13 protein-coding genes are annotated in these 13,952 nt (G+C 60.0%); 10 read left to right on the top strand and 3 right to left on the bottom strand.

Annotation, left to right across the window (positions count from 1 at the left end; genetic code table 11):
• Window positions 1–82 precede the first annotated feature (82 nt).
• Window positions 83–679: a superoxide dismutase gene (locus tag LJX92_RS20645; RefSeq protein WP_003212997.1), complete on the bottom strand. Its 597-nt coding sequence runs from the start codon at window positions 677–679 to the stop codon at window positions 83–85.
• Between the two features lie 178 nt (window positions 680–857).
• Window positions 858–1,457, bottom strand: coding sequence for a LysE/ArgO family amino acid transporter (locus LJX92_RS20640; RefSeq protein ID WP_103734744.1), 600 nt, complete (start codon window positions 1,455–1,457; stop codon window positions 858–860).
• Between the two features lie 100 nt (window positions 1,458–1,557).
• Between LJX92_RS20640 and LJX92_RS20635 the strand changes: the two genes are divergently transcribed.
• The 10 genes from LJX92_RS20635 to LJX92_RS20590 all read left to right on the top strand — a co-directional run bounded on the left by LJX92_RS20635 (window position 1,558) and on the right by LJX92_RS20590 (window position 12,799).
• Window positions 1,558–2,451 carry a LysR family transcriptional regulator ArgP gene (locus tag LJX92_RS20635; RefSeq protein ID WP_032879751.1) on the top strand — a complete coding sequence of 298 codons (894 nt, stop codon included), beginning with the start codon at window positions 1,558–1,560 and terminating at the stop codon, window positions 2,449–2,451.
• A 52-nt stretch (window positions 2,452–2,503) separates the two neighbouring features.
• Window positions 2,504–3,502 (top strand): NAD-dependent epimerase/dehydratase family protein, encoded by a 999-nt coding sequence (locus LJX92_RS20630; RefSeq protein ID WP_032879753.1) that lies wholly within the window; start codon window positions 2,504–2,506, stop codon window positions 3,500–3,502.
• 126 nt (window positions 3,503–3,628) lie between these two features.
• Complete coding sequence (locus LJX92_RS20625) at window positions 3,629–4,453, top strand: ATPase (RefSeq protein ID WP_032879754.1); 825 nt, start codon at window positions 3,629–3,631, stop codon at window positions 4,451–4,453.
• Between the two features lie 185 nt (window positions 4,454–4,638).
• Window positions 4,639–5,898: an AGE family epimerase/isomerase gene (locus LJX92_RS20620; RefSeq protein WP_032879755.1), complete on the top strand. Its 1,260-nt coding sequence runs from the start codon at window positions 4,639–4,641 to the stop codon at window positions 5,896–5,898.
• Between the two features lie 104 nt (window positions 5,899–6,002).
• Complete coding sequence (locus tag LJX92_RS20615; RefSeq protein WP_032879756.1) at window positions 6,003–7,289, top strand: ABC transporter substrate-binding protein; 1,287 nt, start codon at window positions 6,003–6,005, stop codon at window positions 7,287–7,289.
• A gap of 166 nt (window positions 7,290–7,455) precedes the next feature.
• Window positions 7,456–8,364: a carbohydrate ABC transporter permease gene (locus LJX92_RS20610; RefSeq protein WP_003193765.1), complete on the top strand. Its 909-nt coding sequence runs from the start codon at window positions 7,456–7,458 to the stop codon at window positions 8,362–8,364.
• Window positions 8,357–9,202: a carbohydrate ABC transporter permease gene (locus LJX92_RS20605; RefSeq protein WP_005790778.1), complete on the top strand. Its 846-nt coding sequence runs from the start codon at window positions 8,357–8,359 to the stop codon at window positions 9,200–9,202. Before LJX92_RS20610 ends, LJX92_RS20605 begins: the two co-directional genes overlap by 8 nt.
• A gap of 2 nt (window positions 9,203–9,204) precedes the next feature.
• On the top strand, window positions 9,205–10,368 hold the full coding sequence (locus LJX92_RS20600; protein ID WP_103734747.1) for an ABC transporter ATP-binding protein: 1,164 nt from the start codon (window positions 9,205–9,207) through the stop codon (window positions 10,366–10,368).
• 137 nt (window positions 10,369–10,505) lie between these two features.
• Window positions 10,506–11,855 (top strand): carbohydrate porin, encoded by a 1,350-nt coding sequence (locus LJX92_RS20595; RefSeq protein ID WP_228308890.1) that lies wholly within the window; start codon window positions 10,506–10,508, stop codon window positions 11,853–11,855.
• Window positions 11,856–11,953: 98 nt separating this feature from the next.
• Window positions 11,954–12,799 carry a D-hexose-6-phosphate mutarotase gene (locus tag LJX92_RS20590; protein ID WP_005790774.1) on the top strand — a complete coding sequence of 282 codons (846 nt, stop codon included), beginning with the start codon at window positions 11,954–11,956 and terminating at the stop codon, window positions 12,797–12,799.
• A gap of 121 nt (window positions 12,800–12,920) precedes the next feature.
• Here the strand turns inward: LJX92_RS20590 and LJX92_RS20585 are convergent, their stop codons facing one another.
• Window positions 12,921–13,781 carry a MurR/RpiR family transcriptional regulator gene (locus LJX92_RS20585; protein WP_169856377.1) on the bottom strand — a complete coding sequence of 287 codons (861 nt, stop codon included), beginning with the start codon at window positions 13,779–13,781 and terminating at the stop codon, window positions 12,921–12,923.
• Window positions 13,782–13,952: the final 171 nt, after the last annotated feature.

The raw sequence follows: 13,952 nt of genomic DNA, 5'->3' as shown, positions 1-13,952 counted from the left end.
AGTTCCGCTATTTCTGGGCGGTCTGCCTGGCGAGCACAAAAAAGCCCGGCAATCGCCGGGCTCTTTTTACTGAACGCGCTGCTTAGGCAGTGAAGGTCTTGCCTTCGAACTGCTCAGCCACGAACTTCCAGTTGACCAGGTTCCAGAACGCTTCCACATACTTTGGACGCACGTTGCGGTAGTCGATGTAGTAGGCGTGTTCCCATACGTCGCAGGTCAGCAGCGGGGTGTCGCCGCTGGTCAGCGGGTTGCCGGCGCCGATGGTGCTGGCCAGGGCCAGGGAACCGTCAGCCTTTTTCACCAGCCAGCCCCAACCGGAACCGAAGGTGCCGACGGACGTCTTGGTGAACTCTTCCTTGAACTTGTCGAACGAACCGAACGCGGCGTTGATGGCCTCAGCCAGTGCGCCGGTTGGTTGGCCGCCGGCGTTTGGCGCCAGGCAGTTCCAGTAGAAGGTGTGGTTCCAGACCTGAGCGGCGTTGTTGAAGATGCCGCCCGAGGAAGACTTGACGATTTCTTCCAGGGTCTTGCCTTCGAACTCGGTGCCAGGCACCAGGTTGTTCAGGTTCACGACATAGGTGTTGTGGTGCTTGTCGTGGTGGTATTCCAAGGTTTCCTTGGAGATGTGCGGCTGCAGGGCATCGTGTGCGTAGGGCAGCGGCGGCAATTCGAAAGCCATGATGATTCTCCTAATCAGGTCAGTTGCGGTGAGCGCAAGGCCGATCACGGGCGGCCAAACATGCGCCGGGGAGTTTGTACTCTTTGCGGCGCAGGGGTCCGATCATAGCACCGGGGGTGCGGCATAACCACGCAACAACTGTGTGGGATAGAGGTTCCAGCGCGTTTTCAACTATTGGTCAGGCGCTGATCAATTGGTAGGCCACCGAGAACATCATCACCGCCACCAGCAAGTCCAGCAGGCGCCAGGTGGCCGGGCGTGCGAGCCAGGGTGCCAGCCACGCCGCGCCGAGTGCCAGGGTGGTGAACCACAGGAACGAAGCGCTGGCGGCACCGGCCACGTAAGCCCCCGGCTGCGTTTGTTGCGCGCCCAGGGAACCGATCAGCAGCACGGTGTCCAGGTACACATGGGGATTTAGCAGGGTCACCGCCAGCGCGCTCAACAGGACCGCGCGCAATGAGCGGGTCTTGAGACTGGCATCCTGATCCAGGCTCTGTTTCGAACAGGCCCGGCGCAGCGCACATGCGCCATACCACAGCAGGAACGCCGCGCCGCCCCAGCGTGCCACCGCAAGCAGTATCGGGCTCTGGGCCAGCACGGTGGCCAGGCCGAACACCCCGGCGGCCACCAGCAGCGCATCGCAGATCACGCACAAGGCCGCGACGGGCAAGTGATGCTCGCGGCGCAGGCTTTGCGCGAGGACGAACGCGTTCTGGGTGCCGATTGCCATGATCAGCCCGAGGGCCACCAGCAAGCCGTTCATATAGCTCTGCCACATACTGAAGGATCCTTGTTGATGCTTAAACGATGCTGGCTATGGTGCGGGTCGGACCTGTATAAGAAAAACCAATATTGCTGATCGCTCATTAGGAAAACTGATGTTCGACTATAAGTTGCTTTCCGCCCTGGCGGCGGTGGTGGAACAAGCCGGCTTCGAGCGCGGTGCCCAGGTGCTGGGGCTGTCGCAGTCGGCGATCTCCCAGCGCATCAAGCTGCTGGAGGCGCGTATCGGGCAGCCGGTGCTGGTACGGGCCTCGCCCCCAACCCCGACCGACATCGGCCGACGCCTGCTCAACCATGTGCAACAGGTGCGTTTGCTGGAGCGTGACCTGCAAAGCCAGGTGCCGGCGCTGGACGAGGAGGGTATGCCCGAGCGCTTGCGCATCGCCCTGAATGCCGACAGCCTGGCCACATGGTGGGCCGAGGCCATCAGCGACTTCTGCGCCGAACAGCACTTGCTGCTGGACCTGGTGGTCGAAGACCAGACCGTGGGCCTCAAGCGTATGCGTGCCGGTGAGGTTGCGGCCTGTATCTGTGCCAGCGAGCGCCCGGTGGCCGGTGCTCGCAGCCTGTTACTGGGCGCCATGCGTTATCGGGCGCTGGCCAGCCCGGCGTTTATTGCCCGGCATTTCCCGGCGGGCGTGCGCGCCGATCAATTGGCGCGCACGCCGGCGCTGGTGTTCGGCCCGGATGATTTCCTGCAACACCGTTACCTGGCTTCCCTCGGGGTGAACGGAGGTTTTGAGCACCATCTATGCCCGTCGTCCGAAGGTTTTATTCGCCTGACGGAAGCCGGTCTTGGGTGGGGCCTGGTGCCCGAGTTACAGGTGCGCGACCAGATGGAAACCGGCGTATTGGTGGAGTTATTGCCAGATAAGCCCATCGATGTGCCGCTGTACTGGCATCATTGGCGCAGTGGCGGGCAACTGTTGGGCTTGTTGACCGACCATCTGGCCCAGGTTTGTGGCCACTGGTTGGTGCCGTTGAAGTGATGGCGGGCGTCAAGGCCACAGCGATGAAAAACGAAAGAACACGGAGTACTACATGAAAATTCTGGTCACCGGCGCAAGCGGCTTCATCGGCGGGCGCTTTGCGCGTTTTGCCCTTGAACAGGGCCTGGATGTGCGGGTCAACGGGCGACGCGCCGAGGGTGTCGAACACCTGGTTCGGCGCGGTGCCGAGTTTATCCAGGGTGACTTGAATGATGCCGACCTGGTGCGTGACCTGTGCCGCGACGTTGAAGCCGTGGTGCATTGCGCCGGCGCCGTCGGGTTGTGGGGCAAGTATCAGGACTTTCACCAAGGCAATGTGCTGGTGACTGAAAATGTGGTTGAAGCCTGCCTCAAGCAGCGCGTGGGGCGCCTGGTGCACCTGTCGTCGCCGTCGATCTACTTCGACGGCCGCGACCATTCAGGCATCACCGAAGAGCAGGTGCCCAAACGTTTCAAGCATCCTTATGCCGCCACCAAATACCTGGCCGAGCAGAAGGTCTTCGGTGCCCAGGAGTTCGGTCTTGAGGTGTTGGCGTTGCGCCCGCGTTTTGTCACCGGTGCCGGCGACATGAGCATCTTCCCGCGGCTGTTGAAGATGCAGCGCAAGAACCGCCTGGCCATTGTCGGCGACGGCCTGAACAAGGTCGACTTCACCAGCGTGCACAACCTCAATGAAGCGCTGCTCAGCAGCCTGCTCGCACCCGGCTCGGCGCTGGGCAAGGCGTACAACATCAGCAACGGCGCACCGGTGCCTATATGGGATGTGGTCAATTATGTGATGCGGCAAATGGAGCTGCCCCAAGTGACCCGTTATCGGTCTTACGGTTTGTCCTACAGCGTGGCGGCCTTGAATGAGGCGTTCTGTGCGATGTGGCCGGGGCGGCCGGAGCCTTCGTTATCGCGTTTGGGCATGCAGGTGATGAACAAAGATTTCACCCTCGACATCAGCCGTGCCAGGCATTATCTGGACTACGACCCCAAGGTCACCCTGTGGGCCGCGCTCGATGAGTTCTGCAGTTGGTGGAAAGCCCAGGATCCGGGCCTCAAGTAAGTTCATAACCAGCAACACATCGGGAACCGAATTCGCCGGACCGTGTCGACCTATGCGTCTGGGGCACGGTTTATACTTGCGCCGCTCGGCCTCTGAGCAGCCACCTCATTGATTCAAGGTAGATTCATGCGTAACGATGCAAAAGACGACTTCGACAACGTGCCCAGCCTGCGGGCAGACCTCGGGGACGACGATGATTTCGTGCCGACTGCCGCCACTTCGGTGCGCTCGCGAACCACACCAGTGGTCAAAGTTAAAAGTGCCAGCACCGGCCCGTTGTGGGCGTTGGTAGGCGCATTGCTGATTGCTTTCGCCGGCCTGGCCTGGTGGAGCTTCCAGCAGATTTCCCTGATGGGCCAGCAACTGGTCGCCACCCAGGAAAGCTTCGCCCGCATCAGCGAGGAAGCGGCGGGGCGCCTGCAGGATATTTCCGGCAAGGTCGTGGCCAGCGAAGCCAGCGTGAACAACGGCAGCGAGGCGCTGAAATTGCAGATCAAGCAGTTGCAAGCCCAGTTGCAGGAGCAGGGCAAGCAACAGTTGGGCGTCGCCGGCCAAGCCACCGAGCTGGATAGTCGCCTGGCCCAGATGAGCGCCAGTACCACCGAACTGACGGCTGCCAATGCCAAGCTGCAAGGCCAGGTGCAGGCCCTGACCGACGCTGTCGCCAGCCTCAAGGCGGCCCAAGGTGAGATCAAGGACTTGTCCACTGATGTGGCAGCCTTGAAGAAGCAGGGCAATCCAGGCGCCGCCATCGCCCGTCTTGAGCAGGATTTGCTGGTACTCAAGAGTGCCCAGGAAAACCAGCCTGCCAACGTCGATGCGCCGACCAACAAGGAGTTTGATGTGTTCCGCATCCAGACCACGCGCAATATCACCACCTTGCAGAGCCAGGTGCAGAATCTGAACCAGCGCCTCAATGCGCCTGCTGCGGCCACACCGCTGGGTCAATGAACGAAGTTATGGCCTTTGAATGAGATCTAAATGTAGGAGGGAGCAAGCCCCCTCCCACATTTTGGATTTTCACTTGGAGATTGATTGTCACCAGATAGTGACATTTCTTCTCCCCTTCGTTACTTGCCCCTACCGCGCCCTTGTTTAGACTCCGGTCATCCCACAAAAAACAATAAGGGCCACCCATGACCACCCATCCACTGCCTGCCAGCAGTTGGCTGAACGCACCTGCCCACCACGCCTGGCTCGCCGCTGAAGGCCAGCGCCTGTTGGCGTTCGCCAAGGCATCGCGCCTGCCGGACGGGTTCGGCAACCTCGACGATAAAGGCCAGTTGCCCGCCGATGCCCGCGCCGAAACCATGAACACCGCCCGTATGACCCACAGCTTCGCCATGGCCCATGCGATGGGGCTGCCCGGTTATGCCGAGCTGGTGGCGCATGGCGTGACGGCTCTCAGCGGCCCGCTGCGCGACAGTGAGCACGGTGGCTGGTTCGCCGCGCCCCAAGCCCTGGATGGCAACACCGGCAAAGCAGCGTACCTGCATGCATTCGTGGCCCTGGCCGCCAGCTCTGCGGTGGTGGCTGGCGCGCCGGGTGCGCAAACCTTGTTGAACGACGCCATTCATATCATCGACCAGTTCTTCTGGAGCGAGGAGGAGGGCGTCATGCTTGAATCTTTCGCCCAAGACTGGAGTGGTGTCGAAGGCTATCGCGGCGCCAACAGCAACATGCACGCCACCGAAGCCTTCCTGGCCCTGGCCGATGTCACTGCTGACAGCCGTTGGCTGGACCGTGCGCTGCGCATCGTCGAGCGGGTGATCCACACCCACGCCGCCAGCAACCAGTTCATGGTGATCGAGCACTTTGACGCGCAGTGGAAACCTCTACTGGGCTACAACGAAGATAACCCCGCTGATGGGTTTCGCCCCTACGGCATCACCCCTGGGCACGGTTTCGAATGGGCGCGGCTGCTACTGCACCTGGAAGCTGCGCGCCTGCAGGCCGGGCTGGATACGCCGGCTTGGTTGGTTGACGACGCCAAAGGGCTGTTTGCCAGCGCCTGTGAATATGCCTGGGCCGTGGATGGTGCACCGGGCATTGTCTACACTTTGGATTGGAGTCGGCGCCCGGTTGTACGCGAGCGCTTGCACTGGACCCACGCAGAAGCCAGCGCCGCTGCTCAGGCACTGCTCAAACGTACCGGTGAACTGCATTACGAGATCTGGTATCGACGCATCTGGGAGTTTTGTGAAACCCACTTCATCGATCGGCTCCATGGCAGTTGGCACCACGAACTCAGCCCGCACAACCAACCCAGCAGCAAAATATGGGGCGGCAAACCTGATCTGTACCATGCCTGGCAAGCGGTCGTGCTGCCGGCGTTACCCTTGGCACCCAGCCTGGCCAGTGCATTGGGCAACGGGCGTTATGTCACCAAGTGGTGACATTTGTGCGTCCCTTTGTTACCTGCGCCTGGAAAATCCCTGTTTAAACTCCGTGCAGCGCAAGCTCTAGACTTGCATGCATAACAACAAGAAAAGGTACTCAGATGAACGCGATTAATCGCCTCGCCGTTGCTATTTCCATTGCCTCGTTGTTTCCCCTCAGTGCATTTGCCGCCGACTCCAAAGGTACGGTGGAAGTGGTGCATTGGTGGACTTCCGGTGGTGAAAAAGCGGCTGTGGATGTCCTGAAGGCCCAAGTTGAGAAAGATGGCTTCACCTGGAAAGACGGTGCCGTTGCAGGTGGCGGTGGCGCCACGGCCATGACCGTGCTGAAAAGCCGTGCAGTTGCCGGCAACCCACCGGGCGTAGCCCAGATCAAAGGCCCCGACATCCAGGAATGGGCGTCCACTGGCCTGCTCGACACCGACGTGCTCAAAGACGTCGCCAAAGAAGAAAAGTGGGATTCCCTGCTCGACAAGAAAGTCTCCGATACCGTGAAGTACGACGGTGACTACGTAGCCGTACCGGTGAATATTCACCGCGTGAACTGGCTGTGGATCAACCCGGAAGTCTTCAAGAAAGCCGGTATCACCAAGAACCCAACCACCCTCGAAGAATTCTACGCAGCCGGCGACAAGCTCAAAGCTGCAGGTTTCATTGCGCTTGCCCACGGCGGCCAGCCTTGGCAGGACAGCACCGTTTTCGAAGCGGTAGTGCTCTCGGTCATGGGGGCTGATGGCTACAAGAAAGCCCTGGTCGACCTGGATAACGGCGCGCTGACCGGCCCGGAAATGGTCAAGGCACTCACCGAGCTGAAGAAAGTCGCGACCTACATGGATGTCGACGGCAAAGGCCAGGACTGGAACCTCGAAGCAGGCAAGGTCATCAACGGCAAGGCCGGCATGCAGATCATGGGTGACTGGGCCAAGTCCGAGTGGACCGCGGCCAAGAAAGTCGCCGGCAAGGACTACGAGTGCGTAGCGTTCCCGGGCACCGACAAAGCTTTCACCTACAACATCGACTCCCTGGCGGTGTTCAAGCAGAAAGACAAAGGCACTGCTGCTGGCCAGCAGGACATCGCCAAAGTCGTGCTGGGTGAAAACTTCCAGAAAGTGTTCAGCATCAACAAGGGCTCGATCCCTGTGCGTAACGACATGCTGACCAAGATGGATTCCTACGGCTTCGACTCCTGCGCCCAGACCGCCGCCAAGGACTTCCTGACCGACGCCAAGACGGGCGGCTTGCAGCCAAGCATGGCGCACAACATGGCCACTACCCTGGCGGTGCAAGGTGCGTTCTTTGACGTAGTGACCAACTACATCAACGACCCGAAAGCCGACCCGGCCGACACCGCCAAGAAGCTGGGTGCTGCGATCAAGTCGGCCAAGTAACACTTGGTAGCGGATTTTTGTGGGAGCCGGGCTTGCCCGCGATGCAGACAACTCGGTGTACCGGTGACACCGAGGTGATGCCATCGCAGGCGAGCCAGCTCCCACACAAACCGCGTTCGACAAGAGACTCACCTTGTAGTCCTTTTTCCCTGTAGTGGATTTTCCCATGAGTTCTGTTGCTGTGTTCAGCAAGGCCTCGCCGTTCGATGTGCTGCAACGCTGGCTACCCAAACTGGTGCTGGCGCCGAGCATGTTCATCGTGCTGGTAGGCTTTTACGGCTACATCCTGTGGACGTTCGTGCTGTCGTTCACCACTTCCACGTTCCTGCCCAGCTACAAATGGGCGGGCCTGGCGCAGTATCAGCGGCTGTTCGACAACGACCGCTGGTGGGTGGCGAGCAAGAACCTGGCCGTATTCGGCGGCATGTTCATCGGCATCACCCTGGTGATCGGTGTGCTGCTGGCGATTTTCCTCGACCAGAAAATCCGCCGCGAAGGCTTTATCCGCACCATTTACCTGTACCCGATGGCGCTTTCGATGATCGTCACCGGTACCGCCTGGAAATGGCTGCTCAACCCGGGCATGGGCCTGGACAAACTTCTGCGGGATTGGGGCTGGGAAGGCTTCCGTCTCGACTGGCTGATCGACCCCGACCGCGTGGTCTACTGCTTGGTGATCGCCGCTGTGTGGCAAGCCTCGGGCTTTATCATGGCGATGTTCCTGGCTGGCCTGCGTGGGGTTGATCAATCGATCATCCGCGCCGCCCAGATCGACGGTGCCAGCCTGCCGCGCATCTATTGGAGCGTGGTGCTGCCAAGCCTGCGTCCGGTGTTCTTCAGTGCAGTGATGATCCTGGCGCACATTGCGATCAAGAGCTTCGACCTGGTGGCGGCGATGACCGCGGGTGGCCCGGGCTATTCGTCCGATCTGCCGGCGATGTTCATGTACTCGTTCACCTTCAGCCGTGGCCAGATGGGCATGGGCTCGGCCAGTGCAATCCTGATGCTCGGTGCGATCCTCGCGATCATCGTGCCGTACCTCTACTCCGAGCTGAGGACCAAACGTAATGACTAGTCTCGCCTCCAAACCCGCCATCAGCCTGAGTCGTATCGCGATCTATGCGGTGCTGATCCTCGCCGTGCTGCTGTACCTGGTGCCGCTGGTGGTGATGCTGCTCACCAGCTTCAAGACTCCCGAAGACATCAGCAGCGGCAACCTGCTGAGCTGGCCGACCGTGGTCAGTGGCATCGGCTGGGTCAAGGCCTGGGCCACTGTGGATGGTTACTTCTGGAACTCGATCAAGATCACCGTTCCAGCCGTGCTGATTTCCACCGCCATCGGGGCCTTGAATGGCTATGTGTTGTCGTTCTGGCGCTTCCGAGGCTCGCAACTGTTCTTTGGATTGTTGCTGTTCGGCTGCTTCCTGCCGTTCCAGACCGTGCTGCTGCCCGCGTCGTTCACCCTCGGCAAGATGGGCCTGGCCAGCACCACCACCGGCCTGGTGTTTATCCACGTGGTCTACGGCCTGGCGTTCACCACGCTGTTTTTCCGTAACTACTACGTCAGCATCCCGGATGCGCTGATCAAGGCGGCACGCCTGGACGGTGCGGGTTTCTTCACCATCTTCCGGCAGATCATTCTGCCGATGTCGACGCCGATCATCATGGTCTGCCTGATCTGGCAGTTCACACAGATCTGGAACGACTTCCTGTTCGGCGTGGTGTTCTCCAGTGGCGACTCGCAGCCCATCACGGTGGCGCTGAACAACCTGGTCAACACCAGCACCGGGGCCAAGGAATATAACGTGGATATGGCGGCGGCGATGATCGCCGGGCTGCCGACCCTGCTGGTCTATGTGATCGCAGGCAAGTATTTCGTGCGCGGCCTCACGGCCGGCGCGGTCAAGGGGTAATCATGGCTACGCTTGAACTTCGCAATGTAAACAAAACCTACGGCGCCGGCCTGCCCGACACCTTGAAGAACATCGAACTGTCGATCAAGGAAGGCGAATTCCTGATCCTGGTCGGCCCTTCGGGGTGCGGCAAGTCCACGCTGATGAACTGCATCGCCGGCCTTGAGACCATCACCGGCGGCGCGATCATGATCGGCGACCAGGATGTCAGCGGCATGAGCCCCAAGGATCGCGACATCGCCATGGTGTTCCAGTCCTATGCGCTGTACCCGACCATGAGCGTGCGCGAGAACATCGAGTTCGGCCTGAAGATTCGCAAGATGCCGCAAGCCGACATCGACGCCGAAGTCGCACGCGTGGCCAAGCTGCTGCAGATCGAACACCTGCTCAACCGCAAGCCGGGCCAACTGTCCGGTGGCCAGCAGCAGCGTGTGGCCATGGGCCGAGCGCTGGCGCGCCGGCCGAAGATCTACCTGTTCGACGAACCGCTGTCCAACCTCGACGCCAAATTGCGCGTCGAGATGCGCACCGAAATGAAGCTGATGCACCAGCGTCTGAAAACCACCACCGTCTACGTCACCCACGACCAGATCGAAGCAATGACCCTGGGCGACAAAGTGGCGGTGATGAAGGACGGCATCATCCAACAATTCGGCACGCCGAAAGAAATCTATAACGACCCGGCCAACCTGTTTGTGGCAAGCTTTATCGGTTCACCACCGATGAACTTCGTGCCTTTGCGCCTGCAACGCAAGGACGGTCGCCTGGTCGCGCTGCTGGACAGCGGCCAGGCCCGTTGCGAGTTGCCGCTGAGCATGAATGACGCCGGGCTTGAAGACCGCGATGTGATCCTCGGCCTGCGCCCGGAGCAGATCGTGTTGGCGGCGGGCGAGGGCAATGGCTCGTCGAGTATTCGTGCCGAAGTGCAGGTGACCGAGCCGACCGGCCCGGACACGCTGGTGTTTGTGCAGCTCAACGACACCAAGGTCTGCTGCCGTTTGGCGCCGGACGTCGCGCCGCAGGTGGGTGAGACACTGACGCTGCAATTCGACCCGGCCAAGGTGTTGCTGTTTGACGCCAAGACCGGTGAGCGATTGGGGACTGCTGGCTCACTGGGGGCATCTGTGGGAGCCGGGCTTGCCCGCGATGGCGTCACCGCGTTGTAACTGCAGGACCGAGGCGCCTGCATCGCGGGCAAGCCCGGTTCCCACAGGAAAAAGAAGATAACCAGTTGTTTTAGTTAAAAAATGTAACCCGCGTTAGATAAAAACAGTTTAATAACAATAAAGACGAGGATGTAGGGATGAAAAAGCAACACAACAACACCCGGCTGATCTGCCAGCTGTCAGCGGTAGCAGTCCTGGTTTTGTCCGCCAATGCGATGGCGGATGAAGCCTTCAGTGCCGATTCCAAATGGATGACCGGCGATTGGGGCGGTGAGCGTACCAAGCTGATCGAGCAAGGTATCGACATCAAGGCCGACTACGTTGGGGAGATGGGCTACAACGCCCACGGCGGTTATAACGACGACAAGACCGGTCGCTACTCTGACCAGTTTGGTCTTGGCGTGGCACTGGACCTGCAAAAACTGTGGGGCTGGGATAACACCCAGGCCAAGATCCAGTTGACCAATCGTAATGGCGAGAACATCTCCAACGACCGTGTTGGTGACCCGCGTGCTGGCACCTTGAGTTCATCGCAGGAAGTGTATGGCCGTGGCCACATGGTGCGTCTGACCCAACTGTGGATCCAGCATCAGTTCCTCGACGGCAAGCTGGACGTCAAAGCCGGTTACTTCGGTGAAGGCGAAGACTTCAACACCTTCCCCTGCGAGTTCCAGAACCTGGCGTTCTGCGGTTCCCAAGTGGGTAACTGGGCCACCAACATCTGGTACAACTGGCCCGTCAGCCAGGCCGCTCTGCGTGTGAAATACCACATCACGCCTGAACTGTATGCGCAAATTGGCGCGTACAACCAGAACCCATCGCAAACCGAAATGGGCAACGGCTTCAAGCTCAGCGGCAGCGGTACCAAGGGCACCGTGTTGCCAGTTGAATTGGTGTGGTCGCCGAAGGTCAATGGCCTGCCGGGCGAGTACCGCGTGGGTTACTACAAGAGCACGGCTGACGCTGATGATGTGCGCGAAGACGTCAATGGCGGCGACGCTGGCGCCACTGGCGATGCCCTGCGCGTTCGCAACAGCAAAAGCGGCTACTGGGGCGTGGTGCAACAGCAACTCACCACTCACAATGGTGATGCCTCCCGTGGTCTGAACGTTGCGGCTAACGTCACCTTCCACGACAAGGACACCAACTTCATCGACAACTATCAGTCGCTGATGTTTGTGTACAAGGGCCCGTTCGATGCGCGTCCAAAGGATGACATCGGCATCGGTTTTGCCCGTATCCATGTCAACGATGACGTGAAGAAAACCGCAGAGCTGCGTAACGCGGCAGGTGGTTTTACTGACTACAGCCAGGCCGGTTACATGCCGCTGCAAGGTACCGAATACAACTACGAAATCAACTACGGCTTCCATGTCACCAATTGGCTGACCGTACGCCCTAACCTGCAATACATCACCCACCCAGGTGGTGTGGATCAAGTCGACAACGCCTTGGTCGCCGGCCTGAAAATTCAGTCTACCTTCTAACGCTGTTGCGATAAGCTCCTCTCTCTGTGCGCATTTGCGGGTAGCCATGGCTATCCGCTTTTTTTTGGCTTGCACTGTGATATTCGGAACCTGTGCACATGCATGAGCAACCGCTGCAACGCTTTTTCAAATCCCTGCGCGAGCGACCGGTGTTCGCCTGGGAGCGCTTTCAGATGCGCGATGTGTTGGTGATCGACCACCCCCTGTGCCAGGCGGTGTTCAGTCGCCAGGGTGCGCAATTGCTGCACTTTCAACCGACGGGCCAGAAGCCGTGGCTGTGGTGTGCCGCCAAATGGCCGCAAGTCGGGGCTATCCGTGGTGGCGTACCGGTGTGCTGGCCGTGGTATGGCCGTCACCCCAGCGAAAACGCGTGGCCGTCCCATGGCTGGGCGCGCCTGATTGACTGGAAGCTGCTCGACAGCAGCACCGATGACGATGGCGTGCGCCTGCACTGGCAATTGCAATTGTGCGACTGGCAGGTGGACTTGCACGCGCACTTGGGCGAAACCCTGGAACTGCGCCTGAGCACCGAGCACCAGGACGAGTTGCCGTGCCAGTTGAGCCATGCTTTGCACGCTTACTGGCGTATTGGTCACGTTGACGAGGTAGCGCTGTCTGGGCTCGACGGCGCGCAAGGTTATGATCAGCTCAACCGTCAGGTCTGCCAGCAGGAAGGTGAACTGCGGGTCGATGGCGGTTGCCAGCGGGTGTTCCAGCATGAGGGCGAACTACAGCTCAAGGACCACGCCTGGCAGCGTGAATTGTGCATCGACACCGGCGACAGCGCCGACACGGTGGTGTGGCATCCAGGTAGCCGACCGCTGTTGGGCGTGAGCTTTAACGAGGCGTCGGGGTTTGTGTGCGTGGAGTCGGCGATGGCCGGTGCGAGCCTGGCGCCGGGGGAGAGGGCGCATTTGAGTCTGCAGGCTCGGGCTGGAGCTTAGCGGTGTGGCTGATGGCGCTATCGCAGGCAAGCCAGCTCCCACATTTGAAGGTATTCACACATCAAACTGTGGGAGGGGGCTTGCTCCCGATGAGGCCAGTGCAGCCAACACAGGTCCAGGCTTAGTTGAACTCATCCCCCACCGGATACCGGCTGTCATTCAAACTCTCTTTGATCTTGCGCAAATGCGGCTGGAAATCCACCCCGCGACGCAGGGTCATGCCGGTCGCCAGCACATCCAGCACGGTCAATTGGATGATCCGAGAAGTCATCGGCATGTAGATATCGGTGTCTTCCGGCAACGGGATGTTCAGGCTTACTGTACTGGCCTTGGCAAGCGGCGAGTTTTCGGCGGTCACGCCCAACACTGACGCACCGTTTTCCCTGGCGATACGCGCCACTTCCACCAGTTCGCGTGTGCGTCCGGTGTAGGAAATGATCACGAACAGCTCGCCGGTATGCGCTACCGAAGCGATCATGCGCTGCATCAGCACGTCCGCATGAGCGGTCACTGCCAGGTTGAAGCGGAAAAATTTGTGCAGCGCATCCATGGCCACCGGCGCCGAGGCGCCCAGGCCGAAGAAGTGGATCTGGCGCGCCTGGATCAACAAGTCCACCGCCTTGCTGATCAGCGCCGGGTCCAGGGCCTGGCAAGCGCTGTCCAGGGACGCAATGGCGCTGCCAAAGATCTTCTGGGTGTAGGCCTCGGGGTTATCATCGGCCTCCACGGCACGGCTGACATACGCGGCGCCACTGGCCAGGCTTTGCGCCAGCTGCAATTTAAGTTCAGGGTAACCGCTGACGCCGAACGAACGGCAGAAGCGGTTGACCGTCGGTTCGCTGACCGAGGCGGCCTGGGCGAGGGCGGCGATCGAGAAGCGTGTAGCCTGCTGCGGGTTGAGCAGGATGACTTCAGCGACTTTGCGCTCGGCCTTGTTTAATTCTTCGAGGCGGTTCCGGATCTGTTCCAGAAGATTTCGCACGCGGTCCATTCAGTCTTTCCTTCGGGCGACGATGCAAATAAAGGGCGGCAACCAATCGACGACTGGCTTTTCGCGGTGGCCTATCCTACTGAGGGTAGCTGAACACCACCACTCGCAATGCGTATTTCCGGAAAATGTTGTGGTTATTACTACATTTTTCCTTGAGTGATG

This window comes from Pseudomonas sp. HN8-3 (genome assembly GCF_020790195.1).
GTDB lineage: Bacteria > Pseudomonadota > Gammaproteobacteria > Pseudomonadales > Pseudomonadaceae > Aquipseudomonas > Aquipseudomonas synxantha_A.
The sequence above is the reverse complement of the archived record's forward strand: the minus strand, read 5'-3'. Positions and strand labels throughout refer to the sequence as shown.